This window comes from Pseudomonas sp. RGM2987 (assembly GCF_022952855.1).
Taxonomy (GTDB): domain Bacteria; phylum Pseudomonadota; class Gammaproteobacteria; order Pseudomonadales; family Pseudomonadaceae; genus Aquipseudomonas.
Genome location: NZ_JALJDX010000183.1, coordinates 1 through 18359, shown reverse-complemented (window position 1 = coordinate 18359; position 18359 = coordinate 1). Strand labels below are relative to the sequence as shown.

The following is an 18359-nucleotide window of genomic DNA, read 5'->3' as shown; positions in this document are numbered from 1 at the left end:
AGATACGGGGATTTTTTTTGCTTTCGAAAAAGCGCAAGGCTTCAAGTTGTCATACAACCAGCCGATAAACCGCCGACAGGGACTCGACCCCACTCACGCCAACAATAAAAAAAGGCATTCCACTATGTTTCTTCGTCAGATGAATATCGCCCGCCGTGCCGCGTTGGGTTTTGCCTTGATCGCCCTGTTGGTGGCATTGCTCGGGGTGTTTGCACTGGGGCAGATGTCGAGCATCCGTGACAGCGAGGTGGCGGTGGAAACCCAGTGGCTGCCGAGCATTCGTGGCGGTGACGAGATTCGCGAATGGATGCTGCGCATTCGCACCATCTCCCTGCGCATGGCCCTGGACCAGGATCCGAAGAACACCTCGGTCTATCGTGGGCAAATGGACGTCCGCGACAAGGAACTGAGCGAAAAAATCGCCAACTACGAAAAACTCGTCGTGACCCCTGAAGGCAAAGCGCTCTACGATCAGTTCAAGCAGAATTTTGCCGCCTACCGCGCGGGTATCGCGCAATCCTTCATCCTTGCGGAGCAGGGGCGTCGCGACGAGCTGATCAAGCTGCTGTTGGTGGACATGAAGACCGTGGTGGACGGTTCCGGCAAGCAGCTCAACGATCTGGCAGAGCTGTTCTCCAAGCAGGTGTCCATCGAGAGCCAGAAGTCCCAGGAACACTACGCCAATTCCCGCATGATCGTCAGCCTGTTCATTGTGCTGGCCGCCCTGGCGACGGTAGCCCTGGCGATGCTGTTGACCCGCAGCATCGTCAAGCCCCTGGGTGAGGCGCTGAGCGCCGCAGAAAGTGTGGCTAAAGGTGACCTGACCCGGCCGATCGAAACCCATGGCAACGATGAAGTGAGCCGCTTGCTCAAGGCCCTGGCAACCATGCAGCAAAACCTGCGCGATACGTTGCAGAGTATCAGCGGTTCGGCGGCGCAGCTGGCAACGGCAGCCGATGAGCTGAACGCGGTCACTCTCGGTAGCACCCAGAGCCTGCAACAGCAGAACAACGAAATTGAACAGGCTGCCACGGCCGTCACCGAAATGACCACGGCCGTGGAAGAAGTGGCGCGCAACGCGGTCTCCACCTCCGATGCCACGCGTCAGTCCAGCGAATCGGCGTCCCTTGGGCAACAGCGGGTCAGCGACACGGTTGATGCGATTGACGCCCTCGCCAGCGATGTAAAAGTGACCGGTGGCCTGGTGCAATCCCTGGCGAACCAGTCACAGGATATCGGCAAGGTATTGGACGTGATCCGGGCCATTGCCGAACAAACCAACCTGCTGGCACTCAACGCCGCCATTGAAGCGGCCCGGGCCGGCGAAAGCGGTCGCGGGTTTGCGGTGGTGGCTGATGAAGTGCGAGCGCTGGCTTATCGCACGCAGCAATCGACCCAGGAAATCGAGCAGATGGTCCAGGGTATGCGCAGCGGCGCCACCCAGGCCCTGGACTCGATGCAGGCCAGCTCTACGCGCGCCGCCAGCACCCTGGCGATGGCGGAGCGGGCAGGAGAGGCATTGCAGACCATCACCGCGTCGGTCAGTGAAATCCACGAGCGCAACCTGGTGATCGCCAGCGCGGCCGAAGAACAGGCACAAGTGGCCCGCGAGGTTGATCGCAATCTGGTGAACATCCGCGATCTGTCCGTGCGTTCGGCCACAGGGGCGGACCAGACCAGTGCGTCCAGCCATGAACTGTCGCAACTGGCGAATTCGTTGCGCACCATGGTGCAGCGGTTTCAGGTGTGATTGATGGCGACGCAGATCGAGTTTTGTCTTTTCGATAACTTTTGACTGCACAGCCGTCTTCGCGAGCAAGCCCGCTCCCACAGTTGATCGCGTACCCTTGAAGTACTCGATCCCCTGTGGGAGCGGGCTTGCTCGCGAAGACGATGGAACAGGCGATGCACCTCTAAAGCTCATCGCCTTCACGGATGATTTATATCCTCAGTGCAACTTCAGTCGAGGCTCGGTCCCGCGCCCGATCTTGCTCCCCAGCATCAGCATCGCCGTGCGGAACATGCCGTACAGCGCCATCTGGTGCATGCGGTACAGCGACACATAGAACATCCGCGCCAGCCAGCCTTCGAGCATCACGCTACCGGTGAGGTTGCCCATCAGGTTACCCACTGCCGAGAAGCGCGACAGCGAGATCAGCGAACCGTAGTCGGTGTACTTGTAGTGCGGCAGGGCCTTGCCTTCGATCCGTAGCTTCAGGGATTTGGCCAGCAGCGATGCTTGCTGGTGCGCGGCCTGGGCGCGAGGCGGTACGTTGCGGTCACTGTCCGGTTGCGGGCAGGCGGCGCAGTCACCGAAGGCAAAGATGTTTTCGTCGCGGGTGGTCTGCAGCGTAGGCAGCACTTGCAATTGATTGATGCGATTGGTCTCCAGCCCGTCGATGTCCTTGAGGAACCCCGGCGCACGAATCCCTGCCGCCCAGACCTTGAGGCTCGCATCGATCACCTTGCCATCGGCGGTGATCAGGCTGTCGGCCGTCACCTGGCTGACGGCGGCGTTGGTCATGACATTGACCCCGAGCTTTTCCAGGGTCTTGTGCACGGGCCCGCCGATGCGCTCGGGCAGTGCTGGCAGGACGCGTGGCCCGGCTTCGATCAGGGTGATGTGCATGTTTTCCGGCTTGATCCGGTCCAGCCCGTAGGCCGCCAGTTCATGGGCCGCGTTGTGCAGCTCGGCGGCCAGTTCGACGCCGGTCGCGCCGGCACCGACGATGGCGACGCTGATGCGCTCCACCGCATCGGTCTGGCCGGCGTGGGCGCGCAGATAATGGTTGAGCAGTTGCTGGTGGAAGCGCTCGGCCTGTTTGCGGGTGTCGAGGAACAGGCAATGTTGCGCCGCGCCTTCGGTGCCGAAGTCGTTGGTGGTGCTGCCGACGGCAATCACCAGGGTGTCGTAGCCCAGCTCACGGGCTGGCAACAGCTCGACGCCCGCTTCGTCATAAGTGGCGGCCAGCTGGATTTTCTTCAGTTGCCGATCCAGGCCGCTCATGCGCCCGAGCTGGAACTCGAAGTGGTTCCATTTGGCCTGGGCAACGTAGTTGAGCTCGTCTTCGGAAGAATTCAGGGAGCCGGCGGCCACTTCGTGCAGCAACGGTTTCCAGATGTGGGTCAGGTTCGCGTCGACCAGCATTACGCTGGCCGTGCCGCGCTTGCCCAGCGTCTTACCCAGACGGGTAGCCAACTCCAGGCCGCCGGCGCCGCCGCCAACGATAACAATACGGTGAGTCATGGGGATATCTCGCAAGGCTAAAGGAAATCGGTGCCGTTACCCGCGCGAGTCTAGGGCTCATAGCGTCAGGTAACTGATCAGTCGGCTCAACAGGCCCAGGCCGATAGTGATCGCCAGTACCACCACCAGGAGCATCCACGGCCGGAAAGGCCGGCGCTCGACTCGGTGCTGGGACAGTTGGAGGTACTCTTCGACATGCTTCTGGTCATCTGGGTTCAGGCGGCTGGTCATAAAGGCCTCATCAGGTAGACGTTGCAAAAGGTGCGGACGCTACAGCGTCCGGCTCCGTGGCATTGAATGCAGCGTAGCCGCTCGTCAGGTGAGCGTACATGTACCGGGGCCTGTTGGGAGTCTACAGGCTGATCCCGACGTCGAACACAATGCTGCGCCCCAGGTTGCTGCGCAGGAAATCCGGCGCATCGGGGTGGGCAAACAGCACCCGGGCAAAGGTCGGCCCCACCAGCGACAGGGATCGCCAGCCCTGGCGCAGGTACTCGGTGGGCGGCGGAAAATGGCTGTTGAGGTCCAGCACCTCGCGCTTTAGGCTAGCGAAGGCAATGATGTCCAGATCGCCCAGGTCCATGCCGCGCTCGGTGTAGTTGTGGGCTTTCTTGCGCAGGGTCGGGGCCAGGCGCAACAGGAATTCGTTGGCCGGGATCCGTCGCGGCTTGGCTTCGCGGCGCACCAACTGGCTCAGGGAAAACGCGCTGCGGCGGCGTTGCAATTCGTCGCGCCATTCGTCGTTGAGGCGCCGGCCCTCGTCGAGCACGAAGAACACCTCGAAATTGGCGTCGCGAAACAGGACATCCGGCGGCTCGCCCGCGGGGGCAAACTCATCGGCGCGATAAGGCACGTTCAGCCCTTGCAGCAGTCGCTGGCAGACCCAACGCTCACGCTCCCATTTGCGGGCATTGGAGAGAAAGGCGTTGGCTTGCTCGGCCGCGATGGTCAGCAGGCGTAAGTAATCGGAATCATCCATGAGCCCAAGCTTAGCGTTCAATTGCGACAAGCTGAAAGCACTGTGGTGATTAATGGACGTTATGGGGAGGGGTGTAGACTGCTGGACTGAGGTAACCGTGGCGAGGGAGCTTGCTCCCGCTCGAGCGCGAAGCGGTCGCAAATTCTTTAGGCCTGCTCCGCAGCCCAGCGGGAGCAAGCTCCCTCGCCACAACAGGCTGTTTGATGCAAGGACAAGCAAAAGGAGTAGTCCCATGATCGGTGCCGAACTGCTCGCACCGCAGACACTGACGGTCGGCTGGCTGATCTATGTGCCGGTATTGGCCTGGGCCGTGTGGCGGGCGCCGTGGGTCGAACTGTTCGCCGACAGCCGTCGCCAGCACCTGTTGTTCGGCACCGTCCTGGCGTTGTTCCTGTTGTGGTTGGTGCGGCGGGATTTCGACACAGGCGTGTCCTATCACTTCATCGGCATGACCGCCGTGACCCTGCTGCTGGACTGGCCGTTGGCGATCCTCGGTGGTCTGATTGCCCAGCTCGCCCTGGTGCTGCTGGGGCGCCAGGACATGGCGGCGCTGGGCATCAACGGTGCGCTGCTGATTTTGCTGCCGGTGCTGGTCACCGAGTGTTGCGCGATCCTGGTGGAGCGCGCCCAGCCGCGTAATCTGTTTGTGTATATCTTCTGCTCGGGATTTCTCGCCGCCGCGCTTTCGGCCCTGTTGTGCCTGCTGCTGGGGCTGGGCCTGCTCTGGTACGACGGAGTATTCGCCATGCCCTATTGGCTGGAGGACTTTATCGGCTACCTATGGTTGATTATCTTTCCCGAGGCATTCATCAACGGCATGGTGGTCAGTGCGCTGGTGGTGTTCAGTCCCGACTGGCTGGAAACCTTCAACCGCACGCGCTATCTGTCGGCGCCCTGGAAGGATGAAGACAAGCCTTGATTCACATCAAGGTCGCCCCGTTACCCGCCCTTCATGCTCTGGAAAACTTCCAGGAGCACAACCATGAGTGTTTATGAGTGGGCGAGACAAGAGATCAGGCGTAGCCACGATGCAGCCATGGAGATCGGCTTCGACCCGGGCCTGAGCCTGCGTGCCTTGCTCAGTGCCATCGTGCAACAGAGCAAGACGGTGCGCAGCGTTGAAGACCTGGCCGATGAGTTGAGCTTCCTGGCGGAAAACCTCGACGACGAGCAGGACTACGGTTTCATGCGGCCTTAGTGGTGCGAGCGGGGGTTGAAGTCCTCGCTGAACAGCTCATCCTCGGCATCCGGGCTGACCGGGATCTTGTGTTCTTCCGACGCCCAGGCGCCCAGGTCGATCAGTTTGCAACGATCGGAACAGAATGGCCGGAACTTGCTCTCCGGGCTCCATTCCACAGGGGCGCCGCAGGTTGGGCAATCGACGGTTGGGGTTTGGCTCATGACTGGCCTCCACGCAAAGTTAGGTAAAAGTGATGCAGGCGCTCGACCTCGCTGTGCAGCCAGGCGAGGTCGCGGTCGTTGACCACCACGTCGTCGGCATGGCTCAGGCGGTCCTGGCGGCTGGATTGGGCCTTGAGGATCGCCTGGACCTGCTGTTCGCTGGTCTGGTCGCGCTGCAAGGTGCGTTCGATCTGCAATTGTTCCGGCGCATCGATCACCAGGATCCGTTGGGTCATGGCGTACTGCCCTGATTCGATCAGCAGCGGTGAAACCAGAATCGCGTAGGCCGATTGCGCCTGGGCCAGATGATGGGCAATTTCCTCGCCAATCAACGGATGCAGCAGCGCTTCGAGCCAGCGGCGTTGCTCGGCGTTCTCGAAGATCAGCTTGCGCAACGCCGCCCGATCCAGGGCACCATCGGCTAGCAGCACACCGGGGCCGAAATGCCCGGCGATTGCTGCCAGTGCCGGGCGCCCGGGTTCGACCACCCAGCGCGCCGCGTGATCGGCGTCGATGACATGCACGCCCAGGTCGATGAAATGCTGGGCCGCCGCACTCTTGCCGCTGCCAATGCCTCCGGTCAGGCCGAGAATCCAGGGTTTTTCCACGGGGCTACTCATAAAAAAGGTCTTGGGGCATCGACATCAGAAACCGACAGACTGCCAATAGAAGTCGGTTATTTGACCACCCCAGAGCAACGCAATCCAGCCGGCAACGGCCAGATAGGGCCCGAAAGGGATTTGCGTCGACCCGGGGGCATTGCGCAGCCGCAGCATAATGACCCCGATCACCGCGCCGACCAGCGATGACAGCAGCAATGTCAGCGGCAGCAGTTGCCAGCCCCCCCAGGCACCCAGCATCGCCAGCAGCTTGAAGTCGCCATAGCCCATGCCTTCCTTGCCGGTGATCAGCTTGAACACCCAGAACACCGACCACAGCGCCAGGTAGCCGCCCACCGCACCCCACATCGCCTGGTCGAGGCTGACGAACAGTCCGAAGCTGTTGACGATCAGGCCCAGCCACAGCAGGGGCAGCACCAGCGTATCGGGCAGCAGTTGATGCTCGGCGTCGATCAGGCTCATGCCCAGCAGGCCCCAGGTCAGCACCAGCACCATTGCGGCCTGCCAGCCAAAGCCGAAATGCCAAGCGACGAAGGCCGACAATGCGCCGCAGGCCAATTCGGTCAGCGGATAACGCTTGCCGATGGGGGCGGCGCAGCTGGAGCAGCGCCCGCGCAGCATCAGGTAGCTGAGCAACGGGATGTTTTCCCAGGCGCGGATGCGATGGCCGCAGTGGGTGCACTCGGAGTGCGGCAGCATCAGGTTGTAGACCGGGCCCGGTGCTTCGGGCGGCAGGCCGAGCAGGTCATGGGCTTGCAGGCGCCATTCGCGGTCGAGCATCTTCGGCAGGCGCCACACCAGCACATTGAGGAAACTGCCGACGATCAATCCGAGCAATAACGCAGCGAATACGAAGGCCAGGGGATAGAGCACGAAAAATTCGCTGAGGGGCATGTCAGATCGCAGAGCCGAGTTGGAAGATAGGCAGGTACATCGCAACCACCAGGCCACCGACGACCACCCCGAGGATCACCATGACGAAGGGTTCCATCAGGCTGGTGAGGTTGTCCACCAGATTGTCCACCTCGGCTTCATAAAAACTCGCCACTTTGTCGAGCATGTCGTCCAGCGCGCCGGACTCTTCGCCGATGGCGGTCATCTGGATCGCCAGGTTCGGAAAGATCCCTGATGCACGCATGGAAAAATTCAACTGCATGCCGGTCGAGACATCCTGTCGGATGCGTTGCACTGCCCGCTTGAATACCACGTTGCCGGTGGCGCCGGACACCGAGTCCAGGGCTTCGACCAGGGGCACGCCGGCGGCAAATGTGGTGGAGAGCGTCCGGGCGTAGCGAGCCACGGCGGATTTGTACATCAGCGCGCCTACCAGCGGCAGTTTGAGCAGCCATTTATCGCGCCAGTCACGAAAGCCCTGGGAGCGCTTGAGTGCGTACTTCACCCCGAAAAATGCCCCCACCACTGCGCCAATCAGCAGATACCACCACTGCTGCATGAACTCCGACAGACCGATGACCATCAAGGTGAACGCAGGCAGCTGTGCGCCGAACCCGGCGAACACCGACTCGAATTGCGGCACCACCTTGACCAGCAGGATGCCGGTCACTACCGCGGCGACAAAAATCACGGCGGTGGGATAGGTCATGGCTTTCTTGATCTTGGCCTTGAGCGCTTCGCTCTTTTCCTTGTAGGTCGCGACCCGGTCCAGCAGCGTGTCCAAGGCACCGGCCTGCTCACCGGCGTCCACCAGGTTGCAATACAGCTCGTCGAAATATTGCGGGCACTTGCGCAACGACGCGGCAAAGCTGTTGCCCGCCGCGACCTCCTGTTTCACTTCGTCCACCAGTTTGCGCATGTTGGCGTTGTCGAAGCCTTCACCAATGATGTCGAACGCCTGCAACAGCGGCACGCCGGCCTTGAGCATCGTTGCCATCTGGCGGGTGAAGAGGGCGATGTCCAGCGGCTTGATGCGCTTGCCTTTGCTGAAGATCGAGGTGGATTTCTTGCGGACTTTCTCCGGGTTGATCCCTTGCTTGCGCAGTTGTGCCTTGACCAAGGCTGGACTCTGCCCTGTCAGCTCGCCAGTCATTTTCGTGCCTTTGCGATCCTTGCCTTCCCAAGTGTAGACATCGGTTTTGACTGCCTTGACCGCCATGTTCAATCCTTGGTGACCCGGTTGATTTCTTCGAGGCTGGTGAGGCCCTGCATGACTTTGGACAGCCCGGAGGTTCGAAGGTCGTTGAAACCGTCCTTGCGCATTTGCAGGTCGATTTCCAGCGAATTGCCTTCGGCCATGATCAGCCGTTGCAGCTCGGGTGTGTTCTTGACCACTTCGTAAACCCCCACGCGCCCCTTGTAGCCGTGGTTGCATTGTTCGCAACCGACCGGCTCATAGATCGTGAACGAGCCGATGCGTTCCCGGGGGAAGCCTTCCTTGAGCTGGGTTTCCTCGGGGATTTCGATCGCTTTCTTGCAGTGGGTGCACAGCTTGCGCGCCAGCCGTTGGGCGATGATCAGGTGGACCGCCGTGGCGATGTTGAACCCCGGGATGCCCATGTTTTGCAGGCGGATCAGGGTTTCGGCAGCGCTGTTGGTGTGCAGCGTGGACAGCACCAGGTGCCCGGTCTGGGCGGCCTTGATCGCAATCTCGGCGGTTTCCAGGTCGCGGATCTCGCCGACCATGATCACGTCCGGGTCCTGGCGCAGGAACGAGCGCAGGGCCTGGGCGAAGTCCATCCCCTGGCGTGGATTGACGTTGACCTGGTTGATGCCCTCCATGTTGATTTCCACCGGGTCTTCGGCAGTGGAAATATTGATGTCCACGGTGTTGAGGATATTCAGCCCGGTATACAGCGAGACGGTCTTGCCCGAGCCGGTTGGCCCGGTCACCAGGATCAGCCCTTGGGGCTGTTTGAGGGCGGCGGTGTACAACTCTTTCTGGTCTGGTTCGTAGCCCAGGGCGTCGATGCCCATCTGCGCACTCGACGGGTCAAGGATCCGGATCACCACTTTCTCGCCCCAGAGCGTGGGCAAGGTGTTAACCCGAAAATCGATGGATTTGGTTTTCGACAGGCGCATTTTCAGCCGTCCGTCCTGGGGTTTGCGCCGTTCGGAAATATCCAGGCTGGCCATGACCTTCAGGCGCGCAGCGATGCGGGTGGCCAGCTGGATCGGTGGTCTGGCCACTTCCCGCAGCATGCCGTCGGTACGCACCCGCACCCGGTAGGATTTTTCATAGGGCTCGAAGTGCAGGTCGGAGGAGCCGCCCTTGATCGCGTCCAGCAACATCTTGTTGACGAAGCGCACCACCGGCGCGTCATCGATGTCCTGCCCGGCAATGGAGTCCTGCTTGTGATCGTCGATCGACTCGATGTCCAGGCCATCGAGATCGACGTCGCCCATGCCTTCCAGGCCGGTGCTGCTGGACTCGAAGAATTTCTCGATGGCATCGCTGAGCTTGTCGTCCTCCACCAGGATGGCTTCGGTGGTCAGCCCGGTGCTGAATTGAATGTCGTTGATGGCCTGGTGATTGGTGGGATCGGAGATGCCGACGAACAGCTTGTTGCCGCGCCGCCACAGCGGCAGGGCATGGTGCTGGCGCACCAGCTTCTCGCTGACCAAGCCTTGGGGGGGGGATTCTTTATCGAGGCTGTTGAGGTCCAGTAGCGCGACGCCGAAATGCTCCGAGGCGATTTCCGCCACCCGGCGGCTTTGGACCAGTTTGTTCTGCACCAGGTAGCTGACCAGGGGCAGGCGACTGCGTTGGGCCTGTTGGTAGGCCTGTTGTGCAGCCTGCTCGGTGATCAGTTCGGCCAGTACCAATTGCTTGGTCAGGCCGCTGAGAGCGATGTCATTCATGGAAATACCGGCAGAGGACAGTTCATGACTTATAGCCTAGTCAAGCATCGACGCCAAACCAGCGGGGTGGGGTGACAAAAAGTGTCAGATAGTGCGGTGGTAGGTGTAGGACGTCGGCCTCCGGCGCTTGGAAATCCCTGTCGGCTGGGGGCGCGTACAGTTGGCATGTGCCCTGCAATGGCCGCTTCAGGACATGAGATTCCGACTCATGCTATGGAGATGTCTATGAGCAAGCAAAAAGGTTTTACCCTGATCGAACTGCTGATCGTCGTGGCGATCATCGGCATCCTGGCGACTTTTGCGCTGCCGCAATATTCCAAATACCAGGCGCGGTCCAAAGTAACGGTTGGGCTGGCTGAAGCCTCTTCATTGAAGGTGCCGTTCGAGGACCTCATGAATCAAGGTACCAGTCCTACGACGGCAAACGTCGGCGCGCCGGCGGCGAGTACTAACTGCACGATTGCCGTCAACGGTGATGCAACAGCCGGAACGGGTACCATCGTCTGCACGCTCATTAACGCGCCAGCTTCCATAAACGCCAAAACAATTACCTTCACCCGTGCCGCGACAGGTACGTGGACCTGCACCTCTACGGCCAAACAGGAATTCTTGCCGGCGGGCGGTTGCACTGGCGTTCCATGATATAGGGCCCTGTCATAGCGATTAGCGTTCCCCCGCTCCATTGCCCTGCGCTTGCGAAAGAGGCCGCAGTGCAGTGCAGCGGGGTTCAGCTGCCTCGCTCGGAAAACCTTAACAATTCATGAGCTTAGGGGGAGTCCCAAACCTGCAAGTTGCATGTCCAGAATCATCGCTTCATGCATATTGCATGATTATGAAAATTGCCGCTTCGCTTAACCTATTGATTTAAAAAGAATTATTTTAAGTTTCAAAACTGGCACAGCCTTCGCACTACTCCTGTTAACCCTGCCGGGATCTGCTTCCGGCGGTTTTCTGAGAAAAACAGGAGTTACTCGTATGAAGAAGTTCGCTATCACTGCCGCCGCTGCTACCGCACTGACCCTGTCCATGGCTAGCGCTTTCGCCGAGACCACTCAAGCAACTCAGGCTCCAATGATGCTGGCCGCTGGTGAAGTGACAGAGGCCAAGGAAGCCACCTCCGATACCTGGATCACCACCAAAGTCAAAGCTGATCTGGTGACCGAGAAAGGCATTCCAGGCACCGACATCAAGGTTGAAACCAACAAAGGCGTCGTGTCCCTGTCCTCGACTGTTGCCGTGACTGACGCGCAGAAGAAAACTGCCGTGGCAATCGCCAAGAAAATCAAAGGCGTCAAGGCCGTGTCGGCTGATGGCCTGAAAGCCGAGTAAAGTTGCAAACTTCTCGCCTGGACCGGGAGAAGGCACGGCACGCGGGCTGAGTCATACGCGGGCCGTTGCTCTGGAGTTCATGCGAAAGGCCATATGGACGTGGCTGCCACAGGCCCCCCGGCATTTTTGTCGGGGGGCCTGTTCTATTGTGGGGAATAACTTTCCAGGCAGGGTTTGCACTCCGGTCTGGGACCGGGTCGTTCCTTTCGCGAGCAAGCCCGCTCCCACAACTGACCGAGTACTATCGAGACGAATGCGATCAAGTGTGGGAGCGGGCTTGCTCGCGAAGGTGGCGGCACGATCAACGCAGATGCTCGTCAAGGGTCGAGTGATCCGTTTAACGCCCACGCTTACTGGTAATTTCCACCAGCCGATTCCCCTCGAAACGCAGGTACTGATACATGCCGCTGTTGGGCCCGTAGGTCCATTCCTCCACCGGGTATTCCTCCCGGCGATTGACACTGCGCTTGTAGCCCAGGTCATCCCGCCCCGTCGGTTCACCGCATTTTTGCAGGACTTCGCTGGCGCGATCGCCCACGCTGATCAATTGGCTGCCGCAGCGAAGCGTATTGGCGGCCGACGCTTGATGGGCGGCGAGCAGCAGACCCAGGCCCAGCCCGAACAGGTATTTCATATTCATTCGGCATCCAGGTGCATGGGGGTGATTACGCGGCCGTCGCTCTCGGCCTGGCCGAGGTTGGCGTCGATAAAATACACGCGGTCGTCGGCCAGCCGGCCCTTGTCCACCAGGAAGTCCTTGATGCTGCCGGCGCGCTCCTGGCCCAGCTGGCGCAACAGCACGTCACTGCCACTCCAGAACTTGATCACGCCTTCACGCAGTTTGTCGGTGCGGGCCTTTTTGTCCAGCTGCGCCCATTCGGCCGGTGGCTGGGTCTTGAGACGGGTGCGATAGATGCCTTCGAGCAGCGGGGCCTTTTCATCTTCCGGCACTTGCAGCAGCGAGGCCTGGGCCGGGACTTTATCGCCGCGGCGTTGCAGCATCTTGTAGTAGTTGTACTGATATTCACGCTCCAGGCGCTGGGCCGCGAGCAACGGACCGTCACTGCTTTGGGCGGCGGTGCCTTCGATCTCCAGACGCAGCTCGGGGCGCTTGCCCAGGGCTTCGGAGAGCTTGAGCAGCACGCTTTCGTTTTCCTTGCTCAGGTCGCTGGAACCCGGGGCGAACGCCACGCTGCCCAAGTCCTCCGAACCGCCACCGGACACCAGCCCGCCGATGAGTTTGAACGGTGCCTGGGCCGCTCGCACCACCAGGTTGCGCAGGGTCTGCCAGACAATCGGCATGACGCTGAATTGCGGATCATTGAGGTTGCCGGTAACCGGCAGTTCGATGGAAATCCTGCCTTCGGAATCCTTGAGCAGGGCGACGGCCAGTTTCAGTGGCAGGCTCACGGCGTCCGGGCTGTCGACTTTCTCACCCAATTGCAGTTGCTCGACCACCACTTTGTTTTCGGCCTGGAGCTGGCCCTTGGTGATGCGGTAATGCAGGTCGAGATTGAGCCGGCCCTTGCGGATGCGATAGCCGGCGAACTTGCCGGAGTAGGGCGTCAGGGTGGTCAGCTCGACTCGTTTGAAGCTGGTGGCGATATCCAGGCTGGCCATCGGATCGAAGGGGTTGAGCGCGCCCTTGATGGTGACCGGCGCATAGCGGTCGACCTTACCCTTGACGTCCACGCTGGCCGGCTTGGCCTGGCGGCTGTCGATGGTGCCGATCTGGCCGTTGAGCTGTTGGATGGCCGTGGCGAAATTGGGTGTCAGGCTGAAGTCGGCGAAGTTGGCCGAGCCGTCATTGATGGCGACCCCACCGATGTGGATGCCCAGCGGCTTGTCCTGGGTCGCCGGTTTTGCCGCGGTGTTCTTCGCGCCGCTGTCAGCCGGTTGCGGGATCAGCAGGTCGTCGACATTGGTGGTGCGGTCGTCGTTGATCATGAATCGCGCGTAGGGCTGGAGCAGGTTGACCTTGTCGATGGACAGGCTGTCGCCATGCTGATAGCTCAGTCCTTCGAGGACCAGGCTCTGCCACTTCACGAAATCCCGGGTCTTGAGCGTGTCGAGGGTATGCAGTTGATCGACCTGGGCACGGCCGGTGACGGCAAAGGCCAGCGGCTCGGTGCTCTTGAGGTCGACCGCCAGGTCGCTGCCGAGCATCCCGGAGCGCAGCTCCAGGCGGATGAAGGGGTTGATATAGGACTGGGCGACGCGCAGGTCGATGTCCTGGGTCTTGACCTTGAGCCGGGCGGTGATCGGGTTCAGGTTGACCTCGCCATCGGCCAGGATCTTGCCTTGTTTACCCAGGCCGGTGTCCAGCTTGAGGGTGAAGGGTGAGCCGTTGAGGGTGTCGTAGTTCTGCAGGTCCAGGTTCAGCGGGCCGACTTCCAACGCCACGGCAGGCTGCGCCTGGCGGTCGGCCAGATGCACCTGGTAGTTGCGCAATTGCACGTCCTTCAACAGCACTTGCCACGGCTTGCCTGGCGCTGGCGGCGTGGCGGGTGGCGAGTCGGCGGCGGCCGGGGCCGATGCCGGCTCGACCTTGACTTGCGGCTTGGCCGGCTGGCTGGCGAAGAGTTTCTGCCAGTCCAGTTGCCCGTCCGCCTCGCGGGCCGCCCAGGTTTCCAGCTTCTGGCTACGGACCTTGCCTACCACCACTTGCTGCTTGGCGAGGTCGACCGTGGTTTCGCTGACGTCCAGGCGTTCGAGTTTCGCCAGGGGACGGCCGTCCGGCGCCTTGATGGCGAACGGCGCAACGCTGACCGCTACGTTGCTGAGCAGCAGTTCGGTTTCCTTGGCCAGGTTGAGTTTGTAGTCGGTGCTCAGGTTAAGCACGCCGTTCTCAAGAACCAGGGGCACTGCATCGCGCACGTAGGGCCACCAAGCTTTCATCTGGCCATCGGTGACTTTGAGCTTGCCTTCGGAGGCGATGGGCGAAAGGCTGAAATTACCGGTCCAGTCGATCTGCCCGCCGGCCGGCCCGGCGGCCACCAGGGTCATGTCGGCGCTGTCGTCGGGCAAGGTGCTGAGGTTTTTGAGCTCGAAATCGAGGGCGTCGTAGAGAAATTCGATGGGCTCGCTGGGGCGTAGGTCCTGGAAGTGCACATAGCCGCCAGCGAGCTTGATGCGGTCGACTCGCAGGGGGAATGGCTTGGCATCGGGATCGGCCGGCTTGGGTTCGCTGGCTGGCAGCTTGAACAGGCCCAGCAGGTTCAACTGGCCGTCCTTGGCGAACGCCACCTCGGTCTTGGGTTTGTCCAGTTCGATATCGGCCAGGTGCAGTGCGCCCGACCACAGGCTATCGATTTGCAGATTGGCGTAGAGCCGTTCGAAGCCGACCTGTTCCTGGCCGGGTTCGCCGATGTTCAGGCCCCAGAGGGTGACCTCGAGGCTGAAAGGATTGAGTTCAAGGCGCTGGATCCGGGCTGGCACCGTAGCGTGCTCGGCCAACTGCTGATTGGCGATTCGCAAGGCGATGCCCGGCAGGATCAGGAAACCCAACAGGCTGTAGAGGGCCAGTGCGGTCAACAGGGCACCGAGTGCGCGGATCAATCCTTTGGACATGTTCGGTTTCATCTGGTGTGAATCGGAGTGCCTTGGAGTATGGCATGCGTTTACGGTTCCGAAGCCACTGTGATTTATGAGATTTGTCCGTTTTTCGAGTAGGAGTTCCCCGACAGATTCAGAGTTGCAGAATCAAGGTCTTGAGCGGCGGTTGCTGATCCATCGAGGGGAAGTCGCTGGCAGGTGTCAGTACGCTCCACTCGCGCACCGGGCGACCGGCCTTTTCTGCGCAGCGCAGCACCTGTTCGCGCCAATCGTCCATGGACACCTTTGCCAGGTTGTTGCAGCAGATCAGCACGCCGTTTTCGGCGGTGGTGAGCAGTGCCGGTTTGAGCAGACTCTGATAGTCGCGCAACAAATCGACGGTGCCGAAGGCGCTCTTGGCCCACGCGGGCGGGTCGAGCAGCACCAGGTCGTACTGGCGTTGTTCCAGGCGCACGTAGTTCGGTAATTTTTGCCCGCGACGCTGGCTGATGGGCAAGCCGGCCAACTGGCGGATGGCCGGGAAGTAATCCGATTGCACGAATTCCATGGTTGGCAGCTCAGGGTTGAGCAGACCATTTTCGCGTCCCACCGCCAGGTTGCCTTCGGCGAAGTCCAGGTTGCATACCTCTCGCGCGCCACCGGCCGCAGCGCTCAGGCCGACGCCGCAGGTGTAGGCAAACAGGTTGAGCACGCTTTTGTTGCGGCTGTGCTCCTTGACCCAGCCGCGGGCGTTGCGCAAGTCGAGGAACAACAACGGATCCTGTCCGGCGTGGCGTCCGCGAACGCGGTAATTCAGACCCCACTCATGACCTACCAGATCCTGCAAAGCGGCGTCGTCGGCCTGATAGACAGTGTCCTGGCGGTCGATGCGCGAGTTGCCCCGGGCGCGGTCGTTGTACACCAACAGGGTGTCCAGACCCAGGTGTTCGTTGACGATGCCATGCAGTTGCAGCAACGCGTCGCGCTCCAGCGACTGGTGGAAGCTTTGCACCAGCAATTGCGGCCCGTAGCGGTCGACGGTCAGGCCGGGCGCGCCCTCCTGGCTGCCATGGAACAGGCGATAGCAATCGGTGCCTTGCTGGTGCAGTTGGCCGAGCAGGTCCTGACGCTGGTCGAGGGCGGCGCGCAGCGCCTGATTCAAGGAAGACATGCCGTGCGCGCCTTAGAGAAATGAGGCGCGGGAGTTTAGCAGTTATGGACAGTGCATGCGGCCGAGCACTTACCGTGGCGAGGGAGCAAGCTCCCGCTGGGGCGCGAAGCGGCCCTGTTTTTTGGGACTGCTACGCAGCCCAGCGGGAGCAAGCTCCCTCGCCACAGGGATGTTGTTCAGCGATTCAGGCGTTTATCGATCAACCCGTCCACCACGCTCGGATCGGCCAGGGTCGAGGTGTCGCCAAGGCTGTCCAGTTCGTTGCAGGCGATCTTGCGCAAAATTCGACGCATGATCTTTCCCGAGCGGGTCTTGGGCAGTGCCGGTGCCCATTGGATCAGCTCCGGTTTGGCGAAGCTGCCGATTTCCTTGCTGACATGGGCCAGCAGTTCTTTCTTCAGCTCATCATTGGCCTCCACTCCGTTCATCGGTGTGACAAAGGCGTAGATGCCCTGGCCCTTGAGGTCATGGGGATAACCGACCACCGCCGCCTCCGCGATGCTGTCGTGCAGCACCAGGGCACTTTCCACCTCGGCGGTGCCGATGCGGTGTCCGGAAACGTTGATCACGTCGTCGATGCGCCCGGTGATCCAGTAGTCGCCGTCTTCATCGCGACGGGCCCCGTCGCCCGTGAAGTAATAGCCGGGGTAGGGCTTGAAGTAGGTATCGATCATACGTTGATGATCGCCATAGACGCTTCGGATTTGCGCCGGCCAGCTGGACTTGATCGCCAGCACGCCGCTGCCGGCACCGTGGATCTCCTTGCCGGTTTCATCCAGCAGCACCGGTTGCACGCCGAACATCGGCCGGGTGGCGCAGCCCGGCTTGAGCCGCGGCGCGCTCACCAGCGGGCTGAGCATGATGCCGCCGGTCTCGGTCTGCCACCAGGTATCGACAATCGGACAGCGCTGTTCGCCGACCGCGTTGAAATACCATTCCCACGCCTCGGGGTTGATCGGCTCACCGACACTGCCGAGCAAGCGCAGGCTCTTGCGCGAGGTTTCCTGCAACGGTCCGGCGCCTTCACGCATCAACGCACGCAGGGCGGTCGGCGCGGTGTAGAAAATGTTCACCTGGTGTTTGTCGATGACCTGCCAGAAGCGCGAGCTGCTGGGATGGCTGGGCACGCCTTCGAAAATCAGCGTGGTGGCGCCGTTGGCCAGGGGACCGTAGACGATGTAGCTGTGGCCGGTGACCCAGCCGACGTCGGCGGTGCACCAGAACACTTCGTTGTCGCGGTAATCGAGCACGTACTTGAAGGTCATCGCCGCTTGCAGCAGGTAGCCGCCGGTGGTGTGTAGCACGCCCTTGGGTTTGCCGGTGCTGCCGGATGTGTAAAGGATGAACAGCGGGTCCTCGGCGTCCATCGGCTCCGGCGGGCAATCGTCGCTCATGTCGTGCATGGCCCGGTGGTACCACAGGTCGCGGCCTTCGACCCAGTTCACTTCGCCCTGGGTGCGCTCGACCACTACCACGGTACTGACGTTCGGACAGCTTTCCAGCGCCTTGTCGACGTTGCGCTTGAGCGCGATGAAGCGCCCGCCGCGCACGCCTTCGTCAGCGGTGATGACGGTGCGGCAATCGGCATCGAGAATCCGGTCGCGTAGCGAATCCGGCGAGAAGCCACCGAACACCACCGAGTGCACCGCGCCAATGCGAGTGCAGGCGAGCATGGCGTAGGCCGCCTCCGGAATCATCGGCATGTAGATACAGACCCGATCGCCTTTCTTCACGCCGCGGCTTTTCAACACGTTGGCCAGGCGGCAAACATGGTTATGAAGTTTTTTGTAAGTGATTTGCGCCGATTCGGCAGGGTTGTCGCCTTCCCAGATAATCGCTACCTGATCGCCTCGACTGTCCAGGTGCCGGTCGATGCAATTGGCGCTGACATTCAGCTTGCCACCCGCGAACCACGTCGCGTCGCCGCTCTTGAGGTCATAGCGCTGGACGGTTTGCCAGGGCGACATCCAGTCGAGAAAACGCGTGGCTTGCCCGGCCCAGAAGGCGCTGGGGTGTGCGATGGATTCCTTGTAGAGCCGCTGGTACTCGTCCTGGCTCAGTTGCGCAGCCCGGCGGACGGCATCGGCTTGTGGATACTGGCTGATATCGAACATGACGGCTCCTTATTCTTGTTTTTGCGACAAGCATAAAGATGCTCCGAGTAGTCGAAGGGTTCAAGCCATGCACAAAACAACTGTGGGAGCGGGCTTGCTCGCGAAGGCGGTGTGTCAGAAACATTTACAGTAACTGAAACACCGCCTT

General features: G+C 61.0%; 17 protein-coding genes. 5 read left to right on the top strand and 12 right to left on the bottom strand.

What is annotated here, in order from left to right:
- Positions 1-124: 124 nt before the first annotated feature.
- Positions 125-1750 carry a methyl-accepting chemotaxis protein gene (locus RGM2987_RS11420; RefSeq protein WP_245140950.1) on the top strand — a complete coding sequence of 542 codons (1626 nt, stop codon included), beginning with the start codon at positions 125-127 and terminating at the stop codon, positions 1748-1750.
- A gap of 198 nt (positions 1751-1948) precedes the next feature.
- Here RGM2987_RS11420 and RGM2987_RS11415 read toward each other — a convergent pair whose 3' ends face one another.
- The 3 genes from RGM2987_RS11415 to RGM2987_RS11405 form a co-directional block, all read right to left on the bottom strand.
- Positions 1949-3247: an NAD(P)/FAD-dependent oxidoreductase gene (locus tag RGM2987_RS11415; protein WP_245140948.1), complete on the bottom strand. Its 1299-nt coding sequence runs from the start codon at positions 3245-3247 to the stop codon at positions 1949-1951.
- A 57-nt stretch (positions 3248-3304) separates the two neighbouring features.
- Complete coding sequence (locus RGM2987_RS11410) at positions 3305-3478, bottom strand: DUF3094 family protein (protein WP_039593877.1); 174 nt, start codon at positions 3476-3478, stop codon at positions 3305-3307.
- 121 nt (positions 3479-3599) lie between these two features.
- Positions 3600-4226 (bottom strand): DUF1780 domain-containing protein, encoded by a 627-nt coding sequence (locus RGM2987_RS11405; RefSeq protein ID WP_245140946.1) that lies wholly within the window; start codon positions 4224-4226, stop codon positions 3600-3602.
- Positions 4227-4458: 232 nt separating this feature from the next.
- On the opposite strand from RGM2987_RS11405, the gene RGM2987_RS11400 reads away from it, so the two are divergent.
- Both RGM2987_RS11400 and RGM2987_RS11395 read left to right on the top strand, forming a co-directional pair.
- Complete coding sequence (locus RGM2987_RS11400) at positions 4459-5145, top strand: energy-coupling factor ABC transporter permease (protein WP_245140944.1); 687 nt, start codon at positions 4459-4461, stop codon at positions 5143-5145.
- A 63-nt stretch (positions 5146-5208) separates the two neighbouring features.
- Positions 5209-5424, top strand: a complete 216-nt coding sequence (locus RGM2987_RS11395; protein ID WP_003185533.1) for a hypothetical protein — start codon at positions 5209-5211, stop codon at positions 5422-5424.
- Here the strand turns inward: RGM2987_RS11395 and yacG are convergent.
- The 5 genes from yacG to pilB are packed head-to-tail and all read right to left on the bottom strand — an operon-like array spanning position 5421 to position 10063.
- Positions 5421-5627 carry a DNA gyrase inhibitor YacG gene (yacG, locus tag RGM2987_RS11390; RefSeq protein ID WP_024779578.1) on the bottom strand — a complete coding sequence of 69 codons (207 nt, stop codon included), beginning with the start codon at positions 5625-5627 and terminating at the stop codon, positions 5421-5423. The two genes, RGM2987_RS11395 and yacG, sit on opposite strands and share 4 nt — an antisense overlap.
- Positions 5624-6247 carry a dephospho-CoA kinase gene (coaE, locus tag RGM2987_RS11385; RefSeq protein ID WP_245140941.1) on the bottom strand — a complete coding sequence of 208 codons (624 nt, stop codon included), beginning with the start codon at positions 6245-6247 and terminating at the stop codon, positions 5624-5626. The genes yacG and coaE overlap by 4 nt, the downstream gene beginning before the upstream one ends.
- Positions 6248-6271: 24 nt before the next feature.
- Positions 6272-7141, bottom strand: a complete 870-nt coding sequence (locus RGM2987_RS11380) for an A24 family peptidase (RefSeq protein WP_245140938.1) — start codon at positions 7139-7141, stop codon at positions 6272-6274.
- Position 7142: 1 nt separating this feature from the next.
- Positions 7143-8360 carry a type II secretion system F family protein gene (locus RGM2987_RS11375; RefSeq protein ID WP_245140936.1) on the bottom strand — a complete coding sequence of 406 codons (1218 nt, stop codon included), beginning with the start codon at positions 8358-8360 and terminating at the stop codon, positions 7143-7145.
- A 2-nt stretch (positions 8361-8362) separates the two neighbouring features.
- Entirely contained in the window at positions 8363-10063 is a 1701-nt protein-coding gene (gene pilB, locus RGM2987_RS11370) for a type IV-A pilus assembly ATPase PilB (protein ID WP_245140933.1), read from the bottom strand.
- Positions 10064-10288: 225 nt separating this feature from the next.
- On the opposite strand from pilB, the gene RGM2987_RS11365 reads away from it, so the two are divergent.
- Together RGM2987_RS11365 and RGM2987_RS11360 are read left to right on the top strand one after the other, a co-directional pair.
- Positions 10289-10705 carry a pilin gene (locus RGM2987_RS11365; protein ID WP_245140931.1) on the top strand — a complete coding sequence of 139 codons (417 nt, stop codon included), beginning with the start codon at positions 10289-10291 and terminating at the stop codon, positions 10703-10705.
- A gap of 333 nt (positions 10706-11038) precedes the next feature.
- Positions 11039-11392 (top strand): BON domain-containing protein, encoded by a 354-nt coding sequence (locus RGM2987_RS11360; RefSeq protein ID WP_245140929.1) that lies wholly within the window; start codon positions 11039-11041, stop codon positions 11390-11392.
- Between the two features lie 337 nt (positions 11393-11729).
- On the opposite strand, the gene RGM2987_RS11355 is transcribed toward RGM2987_RS11360, so the two are convergent.
- The 4 genes from RGM2987_RS11355 to acs all read right to left on the bottom strand — a co-directional run bounded on the left by RGM2987_RS11355 (position 11730) and on the right by acs (position 18211).
- Positions 11730-12032, bottom strand: a complete 303-nt coding sequence (locus RGM2987_RS11355) for a DUF2845 domain-containing protein (RefSeq protein ID WP_245140927.1) — start codon at positions 12030-12032, stop codon at positions 11730-11732.
- Positions 12029-14962 carry a DUF748 domain-containing protein gene (locus RGM2987_RS11350; protein WP_245140925.1) on the bottom strand — a complete coding sequence of 978 codons (2934 nt, stop codon included), beginning with the start codon at positions 14960-14962 and terminating at the stop codon, positions 12029-12031. Before RGM2987_RS11350 ends, RGM2987_RS11355 begins: the two co-directional genes overlap by 4 nt.
- A 118-nt stretch (positions 14963-15080) precedes the next feature.
- A complete protein-coding gene (locus RGM2987_RS11345) occupies positions 15081-16097 on the bottom strand; it encodes a class I SAM-dependent methyltransferase (protein WP_245140923.1) in 1017 nt (338 codons plus the stop codon).
- 176 nt (positions 16098-16273) lie between these two features.
- Complete coding sequence (acs, locus tag RGM2987_RS11340) at positions 16274-18211, bottom strand: acetate--CoA ligase (protein WP_245140921.1); 1938 nt, start codon at positions 18209-18211, stop codon at positions 16274-16276.
- Positions 18212-18359: the final 148 nt, after the last annotated feature.

Excerpts from the sequence above, each read along its gene's own strand:
- RGM2987_RS11420 (WP_245140950.1), top strand. The coding sequence starts at position 125 with ATGTTTCTTCGTCAGATGAATATCGCCCGCCGTGCCGCGTTGGGTTTT.
- RGM2987_RS11415 (WP_245140948.1), bottom strand. The coding sequence starts at position 3,247 with ATGACTCACCGTATTGTTATCGTTGGCGGCGGCGCCGGCGGCCTGGAG.
- RGM2987_RS11410 (WP_039593877.1), bottom strand. The coding sequence starts at position 3,478 with ATGACCAGCCGCCTGAACCCAGATGACCAGAAGCATGTCGAAGAGTAC.
- RGM2987_RS11405 (WP_245140946.1), bottom strand. The coding sequence starts at position 4,226 with ATGGATGATTCCGATTACTTACGCCTGCTGACCATCGCGGCCGAGCAA.
- RGM2987_RS11400 (WP_245140944.1), top strand. The coding sequence starts at position 4,459 with ATGATCGGTGCCGAACTGCTCGCACCGCAGACACTGACGGTCGGCTGG.
- RGM2987_RS11395 (WP_003185533.1), top strand. The coding sequence starts at position 5,209 with ATGAGTGTTTATGAGTGGGCGAGACAAGAGATCAGGCGTAGCCACGAT.
- yacG (WP_024779578.1), bottom strand. The coding sequence starts at position 5,627 with ATGAGCCAAACCCCAACCGTCGATTGCCCAACCTGCGGCGCCCCTGTG.
- coaE (WP_245140941.1), bottom strand. The coding sequence starts at position 6,247 with ATGAGTAGCCCCGTGGAAAAACCCTGGATTCTCGGCCTGACCGGAGGC.
- RGM2987_RS11380 (WP_245140938.1), bottom strand. The coding sequence starts at position 7,141 with ATGCCCCTCAGCGAATTTTTCGTGCTCTATCCCCTGGCCTTCGTATTC.
- RGM2987_RS11375 (WP_245140936.1), bottom strand. The coding sequence starts at position 8,360 with ATGGCGGTCAAGGCAGTCAAAACCGATGTCTACACTTGGGAAGGCAAG.
- pilB (WP_245140933.1), bottom strand. The coding sequence starts at position 10,063 with ATGAATGACATCGCTCTCAGCGGCCTGACCAAGCAATTGGTACTGGCC.
- RGM2987_RS11365 (WP_245140931.1), top strand. The coding sequence starts at position 10,289 with ATGAGCAAGCAAAAAGGTTTTACCCTGATCGAACTGCTGATCGTCGTG.
- RGM2987_RS11360 (WP_245140929.1), top strand. The coding sequence starts at position 11,039 with ATGAAGAAGTTCGCTATCACTGCCGCCGCTGCTACCGCACTGACCCTG.
- RGM2987_RS11355 (WP_245140927.1), bottom strand. The coding sequence starts at position 12,032 with ATGAATATGAAATACCTGTTCGGGCTGGGCCTGGGTCTGCTGCTCGCC.
- RGM2987_RS11350 (WP_245140925.1), bottom strand. The coding sequence starts at position 14,962 with ATGTCCAAAGGATTGATCCGCGCACTCGGTGCCCTGTTGACCGCACTG.
- RGM2987_RS11345 (WP_245140923.1), bottom strand. The coding sequence starts at position 16,097 with ATGTCTTCCTTGAATCAGGCGCTGCGCGCCGCCCTCGACCAGCGTCAG.
- acs (WP_245140921.1), bottom strand. The coding sequence starts at position 18,211 with ATGTTCGATATCAGCCAGTATCCACAAGCCGATGCCGTCCGCCGGGCT.